Source organism: Belnapia sp., assembly GCF_059504005.1.
Genome location: NZ_JCACHU010000127.1, coordinates 87,482 through 106,596 on the forward strand (window position 1 = coordinate 87,482; position 19,115 = coordinate 106,596).

Here is a 19,115-nt window from a genome sequence, read left to right on the forward strand (position 1 = left end):
AACCCGGCCGCGGGCCGGGGCGGCCAAGGTTCAGAACTTCACCAGCGTGCGGAACAGCACCACCGTCTCGTGCAGCGAATCCGCCGCCGCGCCGTCCGGGCGCCGGACGACGCGATAGGCGCCCTCGAGGTCGAACTGCACCGTGTCGTTGACCACCATGCGCACGCCGCCGCCCCAGGAGGAGAGGCGCCGGTTCGCGTCGTTCGGCCGGTTCTCGGCGGTGCGGCCGATGTCGCGGAAGGCGTAGAACTGCGCCGCCACGCGCCCCGGCCCGAACTCGCTGTTGGGCAGGTCGAAGGCGAGGTCGTACTGCGCCTCGAGCGCCAGGCCCCAGGCCCGGTCGCCGGTCACCTGGCCGGAGTAGTAGCCGCGCCCAAGCCGGTTGCCGCCGAGATAGAATTTCTCCGCCTGCGGCAGGATGTCGCCCGTCCACTGCCCGGCGAAGAGCCCTTGCAGGCTGAACATCCGCCCCTCGCCCGGCGACCAGACCGGCTGGGTGCGCTGCACCTCGCCGCTGATCTTGGTGTAGCCGAAATCCTCCGCCCCGCTCCGCCCGGAGAGCGGGTAGCCGTTGCGCGTCGCGCCCAGCGCGGCGACGCCCTGGCTGACCCGGAAGCTCGCAAGGTTCGTCGCCGCCGGCAGGTAGGGGATCCAACTGTCGAGCAGCTGCCCGTCGAAGCCGCCGCGCCAGCTGCGGATGGCATCCCGGCTCGCCCGATTGCGGCCGCTGGTGCCGGTCTCGACCAGGCCGTCGAAGACGTCGAAGCTGCTGACGGCGTAGAGATTGGCCGGCCGGCTGCGGATGATGGGATAGCTGGCGGAGATGCCGCCCACCTGCGTCTCGCCGTAATAGCCGATGGCGCGGAGGCTGCCCGAGGGCCGCGTCTGCCCGGTGCCCGCATAGAGCCTGACGCGCAGGCCGGAGCCGCCGACGAAGGCCTCGACCGAGCCTTGCGCGAACCACTGCGTGCTGTCCTGCGCGCCAAAGAGCGAGAACTCCGTGCGCTCGCCGAATTCGGTGAAGGAGTTCAGCCCGCCGACCAGCAGCCCCTGCCAGGGCCCGACCAGCTTGTAGCCGCGGTTGTCGACATTGAGGTAGCCGCTGTACCAGCGGCGCTCGACCTGGGCGATGAGCTGGAGCGCTCCCGCCTCGGTCGGCAGCGGCCGCAGCGTGCCGCGCACCGTCACGCCGGGGATGTCCTGCGCCAGCAAGAGCGCCCGCTCGATCGCCGCCGCCGTCACCGGCCGCTGGCCGACCAAGCGGTTGAGGAAGCGCAGCACCTGCGTCCCCGCCGGGCCGATGTCGCCCTCGAGCTTGACCTCGGCGACGAAGCCCTCGGTGACGGCGAATTCGAGGTCGGCGGCGTTGCCGCGCCGGCTGAGGCCGGCATTGATGGTGGCGAAGGGATAGCCCGCGTCGCGATAGGCGCGGAGGATGGCCAGCCGCGCCTCCTCCACCCGCGCCAGCGGGATGGTGGTCTCGGCCAGCCCGGCGATGGCCGGTGCCAGCTCCGCCGGCGTCAGCGCCTCGGCGCCGCGGATGGTGACGGCGCCGATCGGCACCTCGGCCGCGGCGCCCGGCCCGGTCTGCGCCTGCACCGGCGGTCCCTCGATGCTGGGCGCCAACCGCACCGGCGGCGCCGGCGCGTTCAGCTCCACCGGGTTGCGGAGCGCGGGCTCCAGCGGCACGCGCGGCGGCACCGGCTGGGCGAGGGCGCCGGCGGCCAGGATCGCAACAGCCGCCGTCCCGAGGGCCAACCGCAACAGAGTCATCGACGCCGCATTCCCCGCGCTCGCGGCTAGTTTAACCAATCCTTGCATATTTGATAAGATGACGATGGAACCGTTGCCGAATCTTTTGACAAAGTCCGACGCGATGCCAGTCCGGCGGGAAACGTCTCCCTTTTGCAGCAGCCGGGCGGCCGCGCCGCCGCCGCATCGCCCCGATTAACCCCTGGCCGCCCAGGGCCCGGTTCGGGCATCCTCCGCGCTTCCCGCAACAAGGATCGTTCCATCGCATGGCCGGATGGCTGGATGACCGCGACCTGCCCATCGAGACCGGCTTCGAGGGCGACCCGGCCCCAGGGCTCGAGGGCCAGCCCCGCATGGACCTCGCCCCGGTGGAGGCTCAGTTCCCCAACCTGCTCGACCAGGCCGTCGGCGGCCCCATCGTGCTCACCCGCAACGGCACCGAGGCCTTCGTCCTCCTGCCGCTCGACGTCTACCGCCGCCTCTGGGCCGCCGCCCCGCGCCCGCCGGTGATCGAGCCGGACCCCCCGCCGCGGCGGCGCCGCCGCTGATCCGCGGGCCGGACGCCCTGCCTCTTGACGCCCCGGCCGGGGAGGCGCCAACAGCCCCGCCATGGCCCCGCCCCTTCTGCTGCTCCAGGACATCCACTACGCGATGGGGACGACGCCCTTGCTCGCCGGCGCGACCCTCTCGGTCGAGCCCGGGGAGCGGCTGGCGCTCGTCGGCCGCAACGGCTCGGGCAAGTCGACCCTGTTGCGCATCGCCGCCGGCACGCTGGAGCCGGAGCGCGGCACCCGCTTCCTCCAGCCCGGCGCCACCCTCCGCAGCCTGCCGCAGGAGCCGGATTTCGGCGCGGCGCCCTCCGCCCTCGCCTATGTCGAGGCCGGGCTCGGCCCGAATGACGACCCGTACCGCGCCCGCTGGCTGCTGAACGAGCTCGGCCTCAGCGGCGAGGAGGCGCCCGCCCGCCTCTCCGGCGGCGAGGCGCGGCGCTGCGCCCTGGCCCGGGCGCTCGCCCCCTCGCCCGACATCCTGCTGCTCGACGAGCCGACCAACCATCTGGACCTGCCGGCCATCGCCTGGCTCGAGCAGGAGCTTGCCGGCTTCCGCGGCGCCCTCGTCCTTATCAGCCACGACCGGCGCTTCCTCACCGCCCTCTCCCGCGCCATGGTCTGGCTCGACCGCGGCACGACGCGCCGTCTGGAGCAGGGCTTCGCCGGCTTCGAGGCCTGGCGCGACCAGGTGCTGGAGGAGGAGGAGGCCGCCCGCCACAAGCTCGACCGCCAGATCCTGCGGGAGGAACACTGGATGCGCTACGGCGTCACCGCCCGGCGCAAGCGCAACCTGCGCCGCGTCGGCGAGCTGGCCGACCTCCGCCAGCGCCGGCGCGAGGCGCTGCGCGCGACCGGCACCGTCCGCATGGCCGCCAGCGAGGCCGATGGCTCCGGCACCCTCGTCATCCAGCTCGACCGGGTGACGAAGGCCTATGGCGACGCCCCGCCCGTGGTGCGCGACGTCTCGACCCGCGTGCTGCGCCGCGACCGCATCGGCCTCATCGGCCCGAACGGCGCCGGCAAGACCACGCTGCTGAACCTGATGACCGGCGCCCTCGCCCCCGATGCCGGCACCGTCCGCCTTGGCACGGGCATCGAGATGGTCAGCCTCGACCAGCGCCGCGACAGCCTCGACCCGGGCGTCAGCCTCGCCGAGGCGCTGACCGGCGACCGCTCGGACATCGTCCATGTCGGGGGTGTGGCGCGGCACGTCGTCGGCTACATGAAGGACTTCCTCTTCGTCCCTGACCAGGCGCGCACCGCGGTCGGCGTGCTCTCGGGCGGCGAGCGCGGCCGGCTGATGCTGGCCCGCGCCTTCGCCCGCCCCTCCAACCTGATGGTGCTCGACGAGCCGACCAACGACCTCGACCTCGAGACCCTCGACTTACTGGAGGAGCTGCTGGCCGATTACGGCGGCACGCTGCTGGTGGTCAGCCACGACCGCGACTTCCTCGACCGCGTCTGCACCAGCGTGATCGTGGCGGAGGGCGAGGGGCGCTGGCAGGAATATGCCGGCGGCTATGCCGACATGCTCGCCCAGCGCGGCCGCGGGGTGGAGGCGAAGGCGGCCGCACCGGCGCCCAAGGCCCCGCCGCGGCCCGCGCGCCCCGCCGCGCCGGCCGCGGCCCCGCGCCGCCGGCTGAGCTTCAACCAGCAGCACGCCCTCGAGACGCTGCCCGGCCGGATGGAGGCGCTGCAGGCCGAGATCGGCACGATCCGCACCGCCCTCGCCGCCCCCGACCTCTATGCCCGGGACCGCGCCCGCTTCGACCGCTTCACCGCCGCCCTCGCCGCGAAGGAGGCCGCGCTCGCCGCCGCCGAGGAGGAATGGCTGGAGCTCGAACTCCTGCGCGAGGAGATCGAGGGCGGCTGAACCCCGGTGCCGCTTGCGCCGTTTAGTCCGTGGAACGGAGCGAAAGGACGGCAAGGTGGCCCTGTTGACGCGGGAGGACTGGCGCCGCCACTCCTGGTTCGCCTGGGCCTGCCTCCTGGCGCTCGCCGCCACCGCCGCCTGGTTCTGGTCGATCGACCGCCGCTCCGCCGCCATGGGCACGCTGGCGGCGCTCGGCGGCTGCCTCGGCCTCATCCTGCCGCCGCGCGAACGGATGGCGGTCCTGCCTGCCCCGATCCGCGCCCTGCCCCGTAGCCTCGACGCCGCGCCGGTGCTGGCGACGCTCCTGGTCAGCCCCGGCTTCGGCCTCAACTGGTTCTACGGCGCCAACCCCTATGACGAGGTAGTGCACCTGCTGAACGGCGTCCTGGCCGGCGCCGTCTTCGTCGCGCTCCGCGAGTGGCGCGGCCCGCAGGAGAGCACCTGGCGGCTGATCGGCGAGACCCTTCTCTTCGGCCTTCTCCTCGGCTCCGCCTGGGAGGTCTTCGAGGCGCTGACCAGGCTCATCGGCGACTGGACCGACACCTGGACCGACGTGCTGCTGACCACCTCCGGCGCCGGCCTCGCCGCCGCCTTCTCGCGCATCGGCCTTCCGGCCCGGGCCTCGAGTCCTGCCGAATAGATGCTGGTCGCCACCTACAACATCCATCGGGGCCGGGACGCCGCCGGCCTCCGGGACAGCCGCTCGCTCGTCGAGGGCGTCATCGGCGAGATCGCCCCGGACCTGATCGCGCTGCAGGAGGCGCAGCATTACCTCCGACGCGGCGCGCGCATGCTCGACCTCGCGGCGCTGGAGCACCGCCTCGGCCTCCAGCCCCTGCCGATCGCGGAGCGGCCGGGCCATCCCGGCTGGCGCAGCAACGTGGTCCTCCTCCGCCGCGGCATCCGGGTGCTGGCGCCGCCCCAGGCGCTCCGCCTCGGTGGGCTGGAGCCGCGCGGGGCGGTGCTGGCGGAGCTCGATTACGGCGCGGGCCCCTTCCGCCTCATCGCCACCCATCTGAGCCTCGGCGCCGAGCGGCGCCGCCTCCAGGCCCGCGCCCTGCTGGAGGCGATCGCGGCCGGGCCGCCCCTGCCGACGCTGCTGATGGGCGACCTCAACGAGTGGCACACCGCCCATTCGGCGCTTGCCGTCCTCGGCCCGCTCTTCGGCACGCCGCCGCGGGCGCCCACCTTCCCGGCCTTCCACCCGGTCGTCTCCCTCGACCGGATCATGGCCTGCCCGCCGGGCCTGGTCGCGGCGGTCCAGGTGCATGACACGCCGTTGGCCCGCCGCGCCTCGGACCACCTGCCGCTGAAGGCGGTCCTCAGCCCAGCCGCCAGCGCCCCCGCTCCACCGTCGCAAAGAAGCCCGCCAGCGCCGCGTTGAAGGCGGCCGGCTCCTCGAGGTTGATCGCATGGCCGGTGCGCGGGCACATCCAGAGCCCCGCATTCGGCAGCACCGCCTTGAGGAAGATGTTGGTCTCGATGCAGGGCCAGTCCTCGTCGCCCACGACGAGCAGCGTCGGCACCTCCATGCGCCGGAGGTCGTCCTCCCAGTCGAGGATCGAATCGCGCTCGCCCTGGTAATGCTTCATGGTGAGCCCGGTGCCAAGCCCGGAATGCTCGGCGAGGCGGGCCATATAGGCCGCCCAGCCGCGCGGGTCCTTCTTCTTCAGCTGGATGCGGGTCGGCGCATGCCCCGTCTCCTCCGCCATGGCGCCCGGCCAGCCCTCGGCGATCAGCCGGTGGCCCCGCGCCGCGCACTGCGCCCGGAACGCCGCCTGCTCCGCCCGCGGCGAGCCTGAGCCCGCCCCGGCCGGCACCAGCGAGAGCGCCATCTCCGGATGGCGGAGGCCGAAGAGCAGTGCCGCGAAGCCGCCCATCGACAGTCCGACGACATGGGCGCGCGGAATGCCGAGATGCCGCAGCACCGCCGCCGCATCCGCGACGGCATGGTCTTGCCCGTAGAGCTTCGGATCCTGCGGCACGTCGGAGGGCGGGTAGCCCCGCGCCGCATAGGTGATGCAGCGGTACTCGCGGGAGAAGAACCGCACTTGGTCCTCCCAGTCCCGGTGGTCCGCGCCGAACTCGTGGATGAAGAGGATCGGCGTCCCGCGCCCCGCCTCCTCGTACCAGAGCCGCGCGCCTTCGGCCTGCGCATAGGGCATCGGACCTCTCCCTGCTTCCCCGGCCGATCCTGCACCCGCCCGGCACCCCCTCGGCAAGCCCCGCATCGGGTCGGCGGCGGAACTCCGCCCCGTCCGGCCGGTTGCCCCTGCTTCACCAAGGGAGCGACCCGCCATGGCCGACGACAAGCCGCAGCCCACCGAGGTAACCCAGCAGCCCGCCCCCCCGAAGGAGGGGGAGGAGAAGAAGGTCGATACCGGCGCCCAGGAAGCCGCAGCCGCCGAGCGCGAGAAGACGGGCGGCTACCAGTAGCCGCCGCTCAACTCCGCGCCGGCCTTTGCGACACCGCCCGCCGCGCCGGCTTGGCCGGCGGGTTGGCGCGCACCGGCCGCTCCACCCGCACCGGCCGCGGCAGCGGCCGCTGCACCGCGGGCGGCACCGGGGCGGGCGCGGCGACGACCGGCGCCGCGGCGACTGCCGCCGCAGCGATGGCCGCCGCAGCGATCGGCGCCGCCTCCACCGGCGCGGCCGGCCCGGCCGCCGGCACCGCTGCCGGGGCGGCCGGCGCCACGACCCGGGCCGCCGCCGCAGTCTGCGCCGCCGTCTCGGTCCGGCGTCCCGAGCCCAGCCACAGCCCGGCCACGACCGCCAGCGCCGTGACTCCCGCGCCCCCGGCCAGCAGCCAAGGCTTCCGCATGCGCGGCGCCGGCTCGGCCGGCATGACCAGATCCTCGGGCTCCGCCGCCGGCGGCTGCACCGCCGCCACCCGGCGCAGCGGCACCACGGTCCCCTGCCGCAGCGGCTCCACCGGCACCCGCGGCGCCGCCCCGCGATTCGGCACCCCGGCCCAATTGTCCATCCAGGCCCGGTCGACCGGCACGATCAGCCGCGAGACTGTCGACATCCAGGCGCTCCCCCCGGAGACGCTGAGCGGCGGCACCTGGTCGAAGGCGCGGGTGATCTCGGCGACGTCCGGCACCTCGTCGGGGCCGAGGCAGCCATGCAGCACCGGCAGGTAGCCGCCGAAGATGGCGCCGAACCGCGCCTCCTCCAGCCGGGCGCGCAGCACTGCCTCGGCGCCCTCGGTCCGCCCGCCGATATCGAGCAGGGCGACGCCGAGCCCCGGATGCAGCAGCACCAGGTCCACCCGCACCGGCTGGCCCGGCTCGCCGCCGATATCGCATTGCCGCCCGCAGACCCAACCGTCCGGCAGCCGCTCCGGGCTGCCGCCGAAGGCGTGCGAGTAGCGCTCAGGGGTCCGCTGGCCCCTGATCAACAGCTCCGCCGACATTTGAACTTCCCCCAACATCCCCTTGGGATTGATCGCGCTTTTTGCGCCGCATGGGCAGCAGGAATGACGCGCCATCACTCAAAAAGGCGCGAGGTGGCGCCGCCGGTGGCCTAGCCGCCCTTGCGCTCAATGCCAGGTTGAAGGGTAGGGCCGGCGCCTCGCGGGGCGCCGACCGGAGGCTCCAGTCCTGCGCGGCCCGGGCGGGTGCCCGCCCGGGGCCGGCATTCACCCCGAGGCCTTGCGTCCGGCGAGGCCGATGGCGGCCGGAGCCCGGGGTCAGATCCGCATCCAGCTCAGGCAGTTCGCCACCGGGCCGCTTCCCACCAGCAGGGCGCCATGCCGGTAGAGCGACCAGGCACTGCCGCCTTGCCCCAGATCGACGGCCAGCAGCTCGCCCGAGGCATCGGCCCAGACGATGCGCCCCTCGGCCGCGGCCACCGCCGCCACCGCCCCCTCGAGCCCGAGCCCCGGCCGGAACAGCACCATGGCGGTCGTCACGCCGGCCGGCGGCAGGGACGCGACCGGCGCCGCGCCCATCACCGTCAGCGCCAGCATCGCCGCCACCCCCACGCCGCCCGGGCGCCGCGGCCCGACGCCGCCGCCCTTTCGCCGCAGCAGCCAGGCCCCGGCCAGCAGCGGCGGCAGGCCGATGACCGCGAGCCAGCCCAGGTCCCAGGCCAGCGGGTTCGGCACGTCCACCCGGATGCGGTGGATGCCGACAATCCAGTGAAAGCCCACCACGTCGACGAGCTGCCACAGCCCGAAGCCGAGCAGCGCCCAGCCGAGCACCCGCGCGGCCCACATCCCGCCGAGCCCGCCCCGCGCCCGCCACAGCAGCCCGAGGCCGAGCAGCGCGATCGCATAGACGGCGACGTGGAACAGGCCGTCGGCCAGGATCTGCATGCGGATGTCGCGCCAGGCCTCGCCGCCGGCGAGGCTGAGGAAGTGGTGCCATTGCAGCACCTGGTGCAGCAGGATCCCGTCGAAGAAGCCGCCGAGCGCGAAGCCGATGACGCCGGCGGCGAGCGCCGGATGGCCGCGCGGCGGGGCGATGACGGAGGGGTCCGACATGAGGCTGTCTCCCTGGCGACGGGCAATGGGGGCCTCAGGCGGCACGGGCGAGCGCCGGACGCTGCCGTTGCCGGGACCGCTCGGCATGGTCGGCCCGCTGCCAGCCCGTGCTGGCCTCCTTCGTGCCGGGCGATGCGCGCCCCGTCACCAGCCGGTCCGCGACGGCACCCGCGGCGAAGGCGTAGACGGCCTTGTGCAGGATATCGACCACCTGCTCGTCGCGCGGCCAGGTCCAGGGCGGCGCACCGACGCCGGTGACGTTCTCCAGGCTCTGGTCGTTGAGCAGGCGCAGGTTGAGGAACAGGAAGGAGCCGAAGGGCCCGCCGACGCCGCCGCGCGCCATCGCCGCCCGCGCGATGCCGAGCAGGATGCCCTGGCCCCAATGCATCGCCCAGTTGAGCCCGAGCCGCTGCCGGTCCGGCCGCGCCGGCAGGCCGAGCAGGCGCTCCAGCGTATGGGCAGGCACGTAGGAATTCGGCCGGCCGGTGATGCTCTGCTCCAGCTTCTCCCCGAGCGTCATCGCCGCAACCCCGGCAGCGCCCGCAAGAAGCCCGGCGGCGACCACGGACCACGCCCCGCCAGGGACCTCGTTCGATGCATAGGGGGCGAAGCCCCGGCCGCGATAGCCTGCCTGTCCCGACTCAGATCCCATCGGCCTGCCCCTCCGCCACGATGCCCGTGCTGGTCCGGGTAACGTGACGGGGCGCCGCGAGGCTGCACGGCGCGCCGGCGGAATATGCGCGCACTGGCAGGGCGGGACGGGCCGCGAAATTGGCCCGAATGGGGGCAACGCGCGAGGTGGCAGGGGCCTGGCGCGAGCATGTGCCGGCCGCACCGAGGGGCTGCTGACCTTCGAGGTCAATCCAGGAGGACCGGCGTGAACAGCAACCCGAAGGGCCGGCAGGAGCGCCTCGTCGCCCGCGATGCCGGCGGCGCACCGGCCTGCCGCACCTGATGCAAGGCGTTGGCGGCTGAGGGATGCCGGGACCTGATCCTGGTCTGAAGGCTGAGGCCGGCCACGGCCGCGGCTGGCGTCCCCAACGGGAGGGGACGACGCCAATCGGAAAAGCCACACAAGGTCAAAGTGTGGCCTATTTCCTGGCTTTGCTGGGCAAGGGCTGCTACGAAGGAGTGCTACGAAAATGCGTGAGCGCCAATGCCCTCCCGACCCAAGTTTCTACACCTCCGTAAAGGTATCTACTACGTGCGGCGGCCGATCCCGCCCGATGTGCAAATGGCATTCGGGGGGAAGAAGGAGGTCTGGATCAGCCTCAAGACAACCCAGCGGAAGGAGGCCGAAGCCGCTTCCCACGCCGTATTGGCTGGCCTTGAGAGCCGATTTGCTGAGGCACGGCGCCTCCAAGATACCCGGAAGAACGAGGAAGCCTTCCTGGCCTCAGAGGCCTTTGACGCGGCGCTTCGGGCCCATGGAGCCGTGACGATCGGGATGGAGACGGGTGGCTTGCCGTTTGCTCCCGCTTGGGCGACGCCTGCCGAAGCCGAGGTGGTCGCCCGCAACCTCGCAGCCGGGTTTGCACGACCCCGTCCAGCAAACCGGGCAGAAGCCATCCGCCACATTGACCACGATCTGTCAGCCCTTGAGGACGAGACTGCGCGAGCCTCGCTTGTCAAAGGTCTGGATGAGGATGGCGGTCCGGATTTCGGAACTATCCCCGATCGTTGGATTCCAGCCTTGATGGAGCGCGCGCGTGAACTCGCCGAGGCCGAACGACGGACGCTGGAGGCCCAACGGGCATTGGTCGCCGGCGGGTCCAACGACAGCGACAAGGCGAGCGAGAACCCCATCGATACAGCCTCGCTCACGGCGCTTGCCGCCCGTTGGAAGGCTCAAGGGACATCGGGGCCATCAGCGCATAGCGAAATGACCAAAGCGATCGCGCAATTTGAGGCGGTGAATGGCCCGCTTCGGTATGCCGAGATCACCGTGGAACATGCACGACGCTTTAAAGAGTTTCTCGTAAGCGCCACCAATCTCGCCGGAGCGACGAAGCAGAAGAAATGGAGCATGCTTCGTACCTTGCTCAACGTCGCGGTCAACGATGGGCTCCTCGAAGCCAACCCTTTTGTCCGAATCAAGGCCACCTTCTCGAAGGATGCGAAGAAGCGCGGCGCCTACACCGCCGACCAGCTTGGCGCCTTGTTCCAAGCCTTGAGCGGTGAAGAATGGTGGCTGGCTCGCATTGCACTTTACTCGGGAGGGCGCCTTGATGAAATCTGCCAACTCGTCAAGCGCGACATCATGGCGGTCGACGGTGTCCATTGTATCGACATCCATGAGGACATGGAGGTCGGGAGGACGGTCAAGACTCCTGGCTCGGTACGCAAGGTCCCGATCCACCGCCAGCTTATCACGGACGGCTTTCTCGCTTGGATCGGGAGTCGGCCGACAGAGCGCCTATTCAGCGTCGATGCCGATGCGATGAGCAAGCGCATGGCACGGCGGATAGAGGCGGCGCTACCCGGATCGGGGAAGGTGTTTCATGAGTTTCGCCATACCTTCAAGGATGGCTGCCGCGATGGCGGAGTGGCCGAGGAATTCCATGACCGGCTCACCGGGCACGCAGCGAAATCAATTGGCAGGACCTATGGCAGCTACAATATGCGGACGTTGAAGGCAAAGATCGACCTCATCAACTTTGGCATTGAGGGCAATGCAGACGCATCGGGCATACTAGCCCACGCGGAGAAGTCCGCGGCGTGATATTGGGTTACCGCGTCGTCTACTTCTTCATAACCACCGCTAGCGCGTCCGGAAGTACAACCTCGCTCGTCAGCCACACGCCTAGTCCGGCGCATTCGGTGAACCCGCACGTTCCATCTGGCTCATTGGCAAAGGGCGCCGAGGTTATTGATAGGCTTGGGTGATGGCGGCCATGGTGACCCTCACCCTGCCGCACAGAGCTGTGTTAATCCAAACTGCGTCCCAGCAAGGCCGCATCGAGGGCTTCGGCAAGCGCCCTTTTGGAAGCTTCCAAATCGGCTTGTAGCTCGCGCAAGTGCTCCTTCGCTCGGGTGTATTGGTCGCGGGCCTTGGGTGACTCGTCGACGAAGTCACCACCGACGATGACGTCGATGCGCTTTAATTCCACCCGTGCCGCAAGGGTGCCAACGCTAACGACCAAGTCGGCAATCTCTTGTCCGAACTTGCGGCTGGCATTACCCGGGTCGTGCGGATCGAAGCTGGACATGGGTGACCGTATGAACTGCCGACGTGCCGAGACGGCGCAGCATCGGCTCGATCAGCAAGCTATTGCAAGCACCGCATATGCTCAGACCCGAGGTCCGGATGCGTTGCTCTTCAGTCCCGCTTTACAATCGCCATTGCTTCCCGCAGCGCCGCTTCGCGGGTCAGCCGCACGCCTGGGCCACCTCCGTTGGCGGGGATGAATTCGACGCCGGCAGCGGTCAGTGCTGCTGTAAGCGCGTTCAAAGTCCGGATTTGCGGGCGTGCCGTTTCACCGGACTCGATTTCAACGAGGGCTCTGAGCGACACGCCACTCTCCTTAGCCAGCCGGGTCCGCGACCAATCCAGCAGTCCGCGGCCCGCCCGGATCTGGGCTGGTAAAACTGCGCGATTCGTGCGGAAATCTTGCTCGCTCACGGGAAGCGGTGCCAGAAGCGGCGCCGTCGTGCAAGCGGAGGCGGGCGGTTATGGCGAAGAAGGCGATCGCGGCACAGCGGGACGATACGACAGACCTATTCAACGCCAGACCGACTTCCGCAAGGTCGCTTAACGACGCGGAGCTGTTCCGCTTCCCCGAGGTTCGGTGGCGCTTCACCGACGCCGAGTTGCTAGCGGACTTGCGAGCCTTCGGTGCGGCGTACGGTCCGCGGGACCGCACGATGCTGAACTATCGCGCATGGCCAAAACGCCGCTTCCACGACCACACAATCATCGGCCAGCTCGGCACATGGATTGAAGCTCTCAAGCGCGCCGGCCTCGAACATCAGACCCGACAAAGGAATGCACCGACGAAGACCGATATTGCGGAGGAGCTTCGCCGCTTCGCCAAGGCAACCCGAGTGGCGGAGCGGACACTTGCCAACTTCAAGGATTGGCGCTTCCGAACAGTGAGCGCGACGGCAGTCTCGCGGCACTTCGGCTCGTGGTTCGATGCGTTGCAAGAGCTTGGCATCGCAGTGCCGGGGCAGACGAGATCGACGCGGCACTCCGAAGAGGAGATCGTAGACGCTGTCGAGCGGATCTGGCGGTGGTGTGGGCGCCCACCCTCGACGGAGGACTTCAAGAAGTATGGCCGCATACACAATGACGGCGTGTCCTTCGGCACCGTCTACTACCACTTCGGGCCGCTCAAGCCGTTCCTTGCGTCATTTGTCCTGTGGAAGCTCGGCAAGCTTACCCTCGCGCAGTTCTTGACGCAGGCGAGGCTCGGGCGTGAGCGTGAGCCAGTGCTGCCGAGTGTGCGGTATGCCCTGCTTAACGACCGGAACTACACCTGCGAGGCGTGCGGGAAGAGCCCCAAGCTCCATCCGGGCACCGTCTTGCACATCGATCATATCGTCCCGGTGTCGAAGGGTGGGACGAACGACTTGGACAATCTTCGTGTGCTTTGCCAGATGTGCAACATCGGACGGGGCAATCGCTTCAGCAAGTGAGGCTTCAGCACCGCCGGCGGGCTGCACTTTCGGAGCCCGCCTCAGAGCAGGGCTGAGTAGACTTTAAGCTCTCAGTGCTGGGGTGAAGTGGATTACCGCCCGCAGGCCAAGCGGCTCGAATTGCAGTTTGACCGTGCTGCCTGGCCCAAGGTCCTGACCTAAACCGCGCTCCAAGAGACGCGTGCCGAAGCCGCGCCGGTCAATGGGCGTTATCACCGGTGGCCCCCCCGTTTCCTCCCATAGGATCTTCATTGTGCCGCCCACTCCTGCCACGCAGCTGATGCCGACGTGTCCTGTTGCAGCCGAAAGCGCACCGTATTTGGTCGCATTGGTAGCCAATTCGTGGAGGGCGAGCACGAGCGCCTGCGTCTGCCGTGGCGATACCTTGAAGCGCGTGCATTCCGCCGATACGCCAATCCGGACGCCCTTGCCTGTTTCCAGCCAAGGCGCGAGCGCCTTCCGTACAGTGTCCTCGACGCCGGCTGCCTCCCATCCTAGCTCAGTCAGCATGTCGTGCGCCCGTGCCAGGGTCCGTAGCCGTGCAACGAAGTGCTTCGCGAACCGCACAGGGTCGCCGCCTGTGCCCTTCAACGTCTGCGCGGCTAACCCCTGAACGGTGGCCAGGATGTTTTTCACGCGGTGGTTCAACTCAGCCAGCAACAGGGCGTGGCGCCGCTCGCCTTCCACAAGGCCCAAGTTCACCTCTTCCGAAGTAGCGAGTTCCTGCCCGTGACGATCAGTTGAGGCTGCGGCCCTCTCCCTTAGTTTAGCCAGCTCAGCGCGCAGGCGTGTGACCTCTGCTTCCAATTCTGTCTCACGTTGGCTCGGCAGGTAGGTCATCGCCGCTCGGTCTAAGCCCGGCGGGACCTTGGAAGGGCAGCCACAAGCTGATCGGATGAGCTGTTGGCTTCCTCGCGGTCAAGCAGGCGCAGGGCGGCGCGAAACACCTCACTAGCCGTCTGGTAGCGGCCAGAGCTAATGCTGGCCGCGACGAGGCGCTCTCGCTCGGGCATGATGGAGATGGATATGGACTTCCGAATGGCCATGTCGCTTCTATGCCGGGACCGCATCTAAACGATAATGTAGCACAGACATTCACGTTCAGCTTGGTTTTCGAACGGTGTCGCAGAGAGTTAAAAAATGGGGTCTAGATTGTTTCGCGGAGTTTTCCCTCCTTTGCCTGCGCACCTTGGCTTGGAGCAGACTCAAGAAGGGGAAAAGAGGGAGGGAGGCAATATGAGTTACATCCCCTCCTGTACCTTCTTCCGCTGCCTCTGACCGTTCTTCAACCTCGCCGAAGCTTTCCTCAATCACCGCCTAGCCCGACCGAAACTCGCTTCAGCTTGGCTTGAAGAGGCCGTCAAGTCGGCCTAGACGGCGGCTTGAGCGACACCGATGCGGCAAGTAAGTCCGGTATATGGGGGTGTCGCCTGAGGCATTGAGGATGCGCAGGCGCACCGCTCGTCCGGCAAGCCTGGCTAACCGAGGCCCAGGCCCAGGCGCTCGATCTGGCAGCGTTGGCGCCACGCTCCCGCGGCGGCCGAGGCGATCCGAAGCGACAGGGCACGGCGTTCCACGGGCGCGCTCGGTAGTCCGGCGGGCACGCTTGCGATTGCAATTTCCCCGGGACCGGCAACGGCGCTGTCCTGCCCCTGCAGTGCAAGCCGGAAGTTGGCGCCAGCAAGGCCTTCGGACAGGTCCATCAAGACGAGAAGGGGGAGGCTGGTCGGTGGCGTCGCCGCCAAGGTGGCTTGCAGCCGGGGGCCGAAACATGCAGCGGCTTGTCGCTCGGCATCGTCAAGGCATGGCATTTGGGATGGTCGCGGGCGGTGGCTATCGAACGTCGCGGAATCGAGCGGCATGGGGGAAGCAGCTCCGTCACAAGGGCGCCGAAGCCCGACGCGGGCTGCCGCAAGGGGGACGGCGTACCCGACATTGCCAACTCCAAATGAGTCGTTGAACTCATTTCTACTTCCGGTTGTTCAAGATCTGTTGTGGTTGCCACATGTTTGCGCTCACCGACGGGACAGTCACCGGTGTCGCCGCCCGACCAGCAACCGTCGATGGGCATTAATGAACGTATGTGTCCACGCTGGCTCAGAATCGATACTGGAATGAGTTTGGCTCAACCCCGCCCAAGGTTCGCTTCAGTGGAACCTAAGCTTCGCTTGGCAGTGCCTTTGGCGGTCCTGAGTTTGCCTTGTAGGACCGCTGCGGGTGGCCTCTCCGTACAGCTTCAAACCGTTTTCAGCGGGGGTGCGGTGACAAAAAATCGATGCGGTTCCTGGAGGCAACCTCCAACCACGGGTAGGGGGCGTGGTGCCTACGAGAAGGAGTTACCTGACCGAGAGCGGCACGGTGCGAGATAAATAGTAACGCTGCCAGTTCCTTAACCCTTCTCGTTCATTTCGCCTATAAGACTGTGGATAACGGGAATAGCCACCGGTCAGCTTGCTCAGCGTTCTTGAATTGTTCGCTCCCTGCGTGCCAGCCTGCTGCCGATGCCGGACGCCCTGCCGATTCTCTTGCCGCTTACCTCGCCTGTATGGCTCGACAGAGACACGGCTGAAGCGGTCGGACAGGCTGCTTCAGTTGCCGCTCATGCGGGCGGTGATGGCGTGGTGGAGGCGCTGGCAGTGCTGCTAGGTCGATATCCCACGCTGCCTCTGGCAATGCTTCGAGAGGCGGCCGAGGGCATTGTCTCGCCGCCAGCCGCGAAGGTCCCCTAACCATGGCCCACGCTAGCCGCCGCCACCTGTCTGCAGGTTCGAGGGGTGATCAGAATTGGCGTCGGTTGTCGGTGGTCCCGGCTTCGGTTGGCGAAGTTTGTCTCCTCGACATCTACGGGTGCGGCTTATCGTCCCGTGATGAAGAAGGCGAACGATTCATTGGCATTCACGCGGCAAGGCTTCAAGCAATCCTGACTGCCACCCATCTCATGCGGTCGACGCTTAACCCGAATGGTGCTGGTCAAACGGTTACTGTCGTTGTCCGGGACGATGCCGGCGAGCGGTATAGAGTAACGATCGTCTCCGGATGACAAACAGCAAACATTAATTTTCCAAAATATCGCCCTTGAATGCGAAGTAGGCTAAATTGCCTTAGTTTATGGAGATGAAGCGTGAGCGGAAAGGTGTTTTTTGCTTGGCAAGCCGACACTCCTAATCGAGTTGGACGCTCACTGATTGAGGCCGCGGCAAATTCAGCCATCAAAAGGATCGCGGCTGATCTTACTCTCGACGAGCCGATGCGGGATGCAATGGAGTTAGATCACGATACTAAGGGAGAGCCCGGTCAGCCTCCAATCGTGGACACGATTTTCCGGAAAATTAGCGCGTCCTTGGCTTTCATAGCGGACTTGACGTTCACTGGCATACGTATAGGGCGAGAGGGAAAGCCCGACCGGCCAACTCCTAACCCAAATGTTTTGATAGAGTACGGTTACGCGCTCAAAGCACTGAGTCATCGCCGACTCATACCGATTATGAACGCAGCTTACGGCACGCCGAGCGATATAACTTTGCCATTTGATATGAAACATCTCCGTTGGCCACATACTTATAACTTGGCGGCCGAGGCAACTGCAGATCAGAAGAAGAAGGAATTGCAGGCCCTCGCGCAGCACATTGAAATGGCACTGCGAGCAATCCTCTCGAGTGACGACTATCGCGCGAGTGTTCGAGCGACATCCACTCCTCCTCCATTTTCAGCAGCCGAGCCATAAGATGGGCCATCGCGTTTCCGCAAAGATGGCGAGCCGCTTGGGTTGAGCGACCACTTTCATGGTTTTACAGGGCAACCCGCAAGGGAAATTAGAATGGCTCGGAAGCCCGGCATATGGTTAAGGGTTATGCCTTCGTTTGCCGTAAACCGTAAATGGACCGTGCCGCAAATAGAACAAGCAATGACCCGCCCGCATATTATCCTTCCTCTCGGTCAGAATTGGAATGGCTATGATTTCGTCAGGGCAAGCGATGGCTTTGGGGTCTACGCTCCCGGTGGCGAACACAATGCAGCTGAGGATTCTGTGTTCTGTTTTCGCTCCGGGGAAATCTGGAGCACCAATGCATTTCTCGTAACCGCATATCGGGCAGCCAACAACGCTTTAATCGCCCCCGTACTTGCATCTCCAGAGAAGCATCTGATTGATGGCTTGAATAACTATATGGGGTTTCTTGAAAGCCGCCTTGAAATTGATCGGCCATATACTTGGATCGCGGGAATTGAGGGCATAAAGGGCATGCGGCTCAGTTATCCGCCGCCGCCGAACAGCGCATGGGCAGGAGGTAATGGGCTTGGAGGCGCCACGGTTGATAGCGTTGAGCTTAGAGGTGAGATTTCCATAGGACAATCGGCCAAGGACGCTCTTAAGCCCTTTTTGGAGGAGTTGTTTGGCGCCTTTGCTCTAGAGCGGCCGTCGTACCTCGACTCTTATTGAAACGTGAAAGGGAGGCCTCCGATCGGCCTCGCCTCACCATCGTTTCGAACACAATCCGGGAGCGGCATCTACACCCATATCGCGCCCTAGACCTCATGGCATGGCGCTTCGGCTGAAACTGGCCGTTTGATCCACCACGCTTGTCAGGTGGGAGGAGCGGGTAAGGGCATCCAATGCGTCGGCTTCGCGATGAGCTTAGCCCCGCTCCACGCCGTTTCCCATCTCCCACCGCCCCAACTACTCCAATAGACGGTAATCACATCTTGTCGGAGTGCATGGCCGGCACGGTCAGGAAGGTAGACTAGGATGACCTGACCGCTTTGTGGGGCCGTTGCGGTAGGCTGATAGCTTTGCATGACCCCTCCCACGACGTTACAAGCAAAGTTTGGGAGGCAGGGTAGCAGCCTCGGCCGAATGCGACGCTAGCCCAATCGCTGGCCGTGCCATGGTAAAGCTGAAGTCGGTGCTCGAACTTAGGCTGCCATGGTGGCTGTCACTGTATCGATCGGTTGCAGCAGCCACTCTCCGTCGTTCGCCGCGTCTCCAACTGCGTTCGTCACCCTGTCGCGCCGCAACACGCCGTCCGCAGCGGGGCGCAGCAACGCTGAAAGTTGCTTTAAGTCGTGATCCGCACCGCTGTCCTCGATCCACGCTACGATATCGTCGACTTGCAAGATAACGGGCATCCATCCATTCGGCGCCGCCTCATGTCCCTTTGCGTCAACGGTCACGACCGAGAACCGCACATCTGCACCGCGCCGCTGTTCACAGGCATCATCGTAAAGGCAGGCGAGCAACATAGGGCTGCCATCCTGTTGCACGACAGCGTGGACATGCTTGTGGTGCGGCAGGTTGGGGTGGGGCACAGTCCAATCGTAGTACCCGGACACGGCCACAATCCCGCGGTGACGGCGGAGTAGATCAGCCCAGGGCGCTTTCTTCAGGGCTGACGATTTGACGGACGGCACCTCGACTGTGCGGGTGTCATATGCGGGCCGTCCCCCCTTGATCGCCTTCCATGCTGGTTCGGGCATCGAGATGGCGAAGGTTGCAGGGATGAGGACGCGATGGCCTCTATCGCCGGAGCTCGGTCGCCTTGGGGCGATTTGTTAATGACCTGCGGCTGGTTTGCCCACTTATTGTGCTTCTACCCCTTCGAACGCTTGGCGCACCCTATCAGCGTGGGTCCTCGATTGTGCTGAAGGGTCCTGCCGAAAGCTTTTTGATCCCTTCTCTTTTGAGGTCATCGAAGGGTTCCTTTCAAAGAGAAAGGGGAGGAGCAGAGGAGGCACTATGTATAACATTCCCTTCCTGCCTCTCTTATACCAACCGGCGTGGACACTGACTCTCGCGCCCACTTCCCTATAATGGAACAAT

23 protein-coding genes are annotated in these 19,115 nt (G+C 66.9%); 11 read left to right on the forward strand and 12 right to left on the reverse strand.

The window, feature by feature from the left end; genetic code table 11:
* Positions 1-30: 30 nt before the first annotated feature.
* Positions 31-1,773, reverse strand: coding sequence for a ShlB/FhaC/HecB family hemolysin secretion/activation protein (locus AC5JJ1_RS16270; protein ID WP_495786151.1), 1,743 nt, complete (start codon positions 1,771-1,773; stop codon positions 31-33).
* Positions 1,774-2,018: 245 nt separating this feature from the next.
* Between AC5JJ1_RS16270 and AC5JJ1_RS16275 the strand changes: the two genes are divergently transcribed.
* From AC5JJ1_RS16275 to AC5JJ1_RS16290, 4 genes are all read left to right on the forward strand, one after another.
* Positions 2,019-2,300: a type II toxin-antitoxin system Phd/YefM family antitoxin gene (locus AC5JJ1_RS16275; RefSeq protein ID WP_495786152.1), complete on the forward strand. Its 282-nt coding sequence runs from the start codon at positions 2,019-2,021 to the stop codon at positions 2,298-2,300.
* 61 nt (positions 2,301-2,361) lie between these two features.
* On the forward strand, positions 2,362-4,176 hold the full coding sequence (locus AC5JJ1_RS16280; RefSeq protein WP_495786153.1) for an ABC-F family ATP-binding cassette domain-containing protein: 1,815 nt from the start codon (positions 2,362-2,364) through the stop codon (positions 4,174-4,176).
* 55 nt (positions 4,177-4,231) lie between these two features.
* Positions 4,232-4,816, forward strand: a complete 585-nt coding sequence (locus AC5JJ1_RS16285; protein ID WP_495786154.1) for a DUF2238 domain-containing protein — start codon at positions 4,232-4,234, stop codon at positions 4,814-4,816.
* Complete coding sequence (locus AC5JJ1_RS16290) at positions 4,817-5,560, forward strand: endonuclease/exonuclease/phosphatase family protein (protein WP_495786155.1); 744 nt, start codon at positions 4,817-4,819, stop codon at positions 5,558-5,560. It abuts the gene before it with no gap.
* Here AC5JJ1_RS16290 and AC5JJ1_RS16295 read toward each other — a convergent pair.
* Positions 5,499-6,341, reverse strand: a complete 843-nt coding sequence (locus AC5JJ1_RS16295; RefSeq protein ID WP_495786156.1) for an alpha/beta fold hydrolase — start codon at positions 6,339-6,341, stop codon at positions 5,499-5,501. The two genes, AC5JJ1_RS16290 and AC5JJ1_RS16295, sit on opposite strands and share 62 nt — an antisense overlap.
* Before the next feature lie 133 nt (positions 6,342-6,474).
* Here AC5JJ1_RS16295 and AC5JJ1_RS16300 point away from each other — a divergent pair, with 133 nt between their 5' ends.
* On the forward strand, positions 6,475-6,612 hold the full coding sequence (locus AC5JJ1_RS16300; RefSeq protein ID WP_495786157.1) for a hypothetical protein: 138 nt from the start codon (positions 6,475-6,477) through the stop codon (positions 6,610-6,612).
* Positions 6,613-6,619: 7 nt separating this feature from the next.
* Here the strand turns inward: AC5JJ1_RS16300 and AC5JJ1_RS16305 are convergent, their stop codons facing one another.
* The 3 genes from AC5JJ1_RS16305 to AC5JJ1_RS16315 form a co-directional block, all read right to left on the reverse strand.
* The gene (locus AC5JJ1_RS16305; protein ID WP_495786158.1) at positions 6,620-7,591 is read right to left on the reverse strand and encodes a hypothetical protein; all 972 of its coding nucleotides are present in this window, start codon (positions 7,589-7,591) and stop codon (positions 6,620-6,622) included.
* Positions 7,592-7,867: 276 nt separating this feature from the next.
* Positions 7,868-8,662: a DUF2243 domain-containing protein gene (locus AC5JJ1_RS16310; protein ID WP_495786159.1), complete on the reverse strand. Its 795-nt coding sequence runs from the start codon at positions 8,660-8,662 to the stop codon at positions 7,868-7,870.
* 34 nt (positions 8,663-8,696) lie between these two features.
* On the reverse strand, positions 8,697-9,314 hold the full coding sequence (locus AC5JJ1_RS16315) for a hypothetical protein (RefSeq protein ID WP_495786160.1): 618 nt from the start codon (positions 9,312-9,314) through the stop codon (positions 8,697-8,699).
* Positions 9,315-9,818: 504 nt separating this feature from the next.
* Between AC5JJ1_RS16315 and AC5JJ1_RS16320 the strand changes: the two genes are divergently transcribed.
* Positions 9,819-11,384, forward strand: a complete 1,566-nt coding sequence (locus AC5JJ1_RS16320) for a DUF6538 domain-containing protein (RefSeq protein ID WP_495786161.1) — start codon at positions 9,819-9,821, stop codon at positions 11,382-11,384.
* Positions 11,385-11,589: 205 nt separating this feature from the next.
* Here AC5JJ1_RS16320 and AC5JJ1_RS16325 read toward each other — a convergent pair whose 3' ends face one another.
* Both AC5JJ1_RS16325 and AC5JJ1_RS16330 read right to left on the reverse strand, forming a co-directional pair.
* Positions 11,590-11,871 carry a hypothetical protein gene (locus tag AC5JJ1_RS16325; protein ID WP_495786162.1) on the reverse strand — a complete coding sequence of 94 codons (282 nt, stop codon included), beginning with the start codon at positions 11,869-11,871 and terminating at the stop codon, positions 11,590-11,592.
* 110 nt (positions 11,872-11,981) lie between these two features.
* Positions 11,982-12,284: a helix-turn-helix domain-containing protein gene (locus tag AC5JJ1_RS16330; RefSeq protein WP_495786163.1), complete on the reverse strand. Its 303-nt coding sequence runs from the start codon at positions 12,282-12,284 to the stop codon at positions 11,982-11,984.
* Positions 12,285-12,334: 50 nt separating this feature from the next.
* Here AC5JJ1_RS16330 and AC5JJ1_RS16335 point away from each other — a divergent pair, with 50 nt between their 5' ends.
* On the forward strand, positions 12,335-13,300 hold the full coding sequence (locus AC5JJ1_RS16335) for an HNH endonuclease (RefSeq protein ID WP_495786164.1): 966 nt from the start codon (positions 12,335-12,337) through the stop codon (positions 13,298-13,300).
* Between the two features lie 63 nt (positions 13,301-13,363).
* Here the strand turns inward: AC5JJ1_RS16335 and AC5JJ1_RS16340 are convergent, their stop codons facing one another.
* The 3 genes from AC5JJ1_RS16340 to AC5JJ1_RS16350 form a co-directional block, all read right to left on the reverse strand.
* Positions 13,364-14,140, reverse strand: a complete 777-nt coding sequence (locus tag AC5JJ1_RS16340) for a sensor histidine kinase (protein WP_495786165.1) — start codon at positions 14,138-14,140, stop codon at positions 13,364-13,366.
* Between the two features lie 11 nt (positions 14,141-14,151).
* Positions 14,152-14,370 (reverse strand): ribbon-helix-helix domain-containing protein, encoded by a 219-nt coding sequence (locus tag AC5JJ1_RS16345; protein ID WP_495786166.1) that lies wholly within the window; start codon positions 14,368-14,370, stop codon positions 14,152-14,154.
* A gap of 408 nt (positions 14,371-14,778) precedes the next feature.
* Positions 14,779-15,162 (reverse strand): hypothetical protein, encoded by a 384-nt coding sequence (locus AC5JJ1_RS16350; protein ID WP_495786167.1) that lies wholly within the window; start codon positions 15,160-15,162, stop codon positions 14,779-14,781.
* Positions 15,163-15,801: 639 nt separating this feature from the next.
* Here AC5JJ1_RS16350 and AC5JJ1_RS16355 point away from each other — a divergent pair.
* The 4 genes from AC5JJ1_RS16355 (at position 15,802) to AC5JJ1_RS16370 (ending at position 17,738) form a co-directional block, all read left to right on the forward strand.
* Positions 15,802-16,029 (forward strand): hypothetical protein, encoded by a 228-nt coding sequence (locus tag AC5JJ1_RS16355; protein ID WP_495786168.1) that lies wholly within the window; start codon positions 15,802-15,804, stop codon positions 16,027-16,029.
* A 2-nt stretch (positions 16,030-16,031) separates the two neighbouring features.
* A complete protein-coding gene (locus AC5JJ1_RS16360) occupies positions 16,032-16,340 on the forward strand; it encodes a DUF6894 family protein (protein ID WP_495786169.1) in 309 nt (102 codons plus the stop codon).
* A gap of 81 nt (positions 16,341-16,421) precedes the next feature.
* Positions 16,422-17,024, forward strand: coding sequence for a hypothetical protein (locus tag AC5JJ1_RS16365; RefSeq protein WP_495786170.1), 603 nt, complete (start codon positions 16,422-16,424; stop codon positions 17,022-17,024).
* 93 nt (positions 17,025-17,117) lie between these two features.
* A complete protein-coding gene (locus AC5JJ1_RS16370) occupies positions 17,118-17,738 on the forward strand; it encodes a hypothetical protein (protein ID WP_495786171.1) in 621 nt (206 codons plus the stop codon).
* Positions 17,739-17,881: 143 nt separating this feature from the next.
* Here the strand turns inward: AC5JJ1_RS16370 and AC5JJ1_RS16375 are convergent, their stop codons facing one another.
* Both AC5JJ1_RS16375 and AC5JJ1_RS16380 read right to left on the reverse strand, forming a co-directional pair.
* Positions 17,882-18,094: a DUF551 domain-containing protein gene (locus AC5JJ1_RS16375; protein WP_495786172.1), complete on the reverse strand. Its 213-nt coding sequence runs from the start codon at positions 18,092-18,094 to the stop codon at positions 17,882-17,884.
* 117 nt (positions 18,095-18,211) lie between these two features.
* The gene (locus tag AC5JJ1_RS16380; protein WP_495786173.1) at positions 18,212-18,772 is read right to left on the reverse strand and encodes an SOS response-associated peptidase family protein; all 561 of its coding nucleotides are present in this window, start codon (positions 18,770-18,772) and stop codon (positions 18,212-18,214) included.
* Positions 18,773-19,115: the final 343 nt, after the last annotated feature.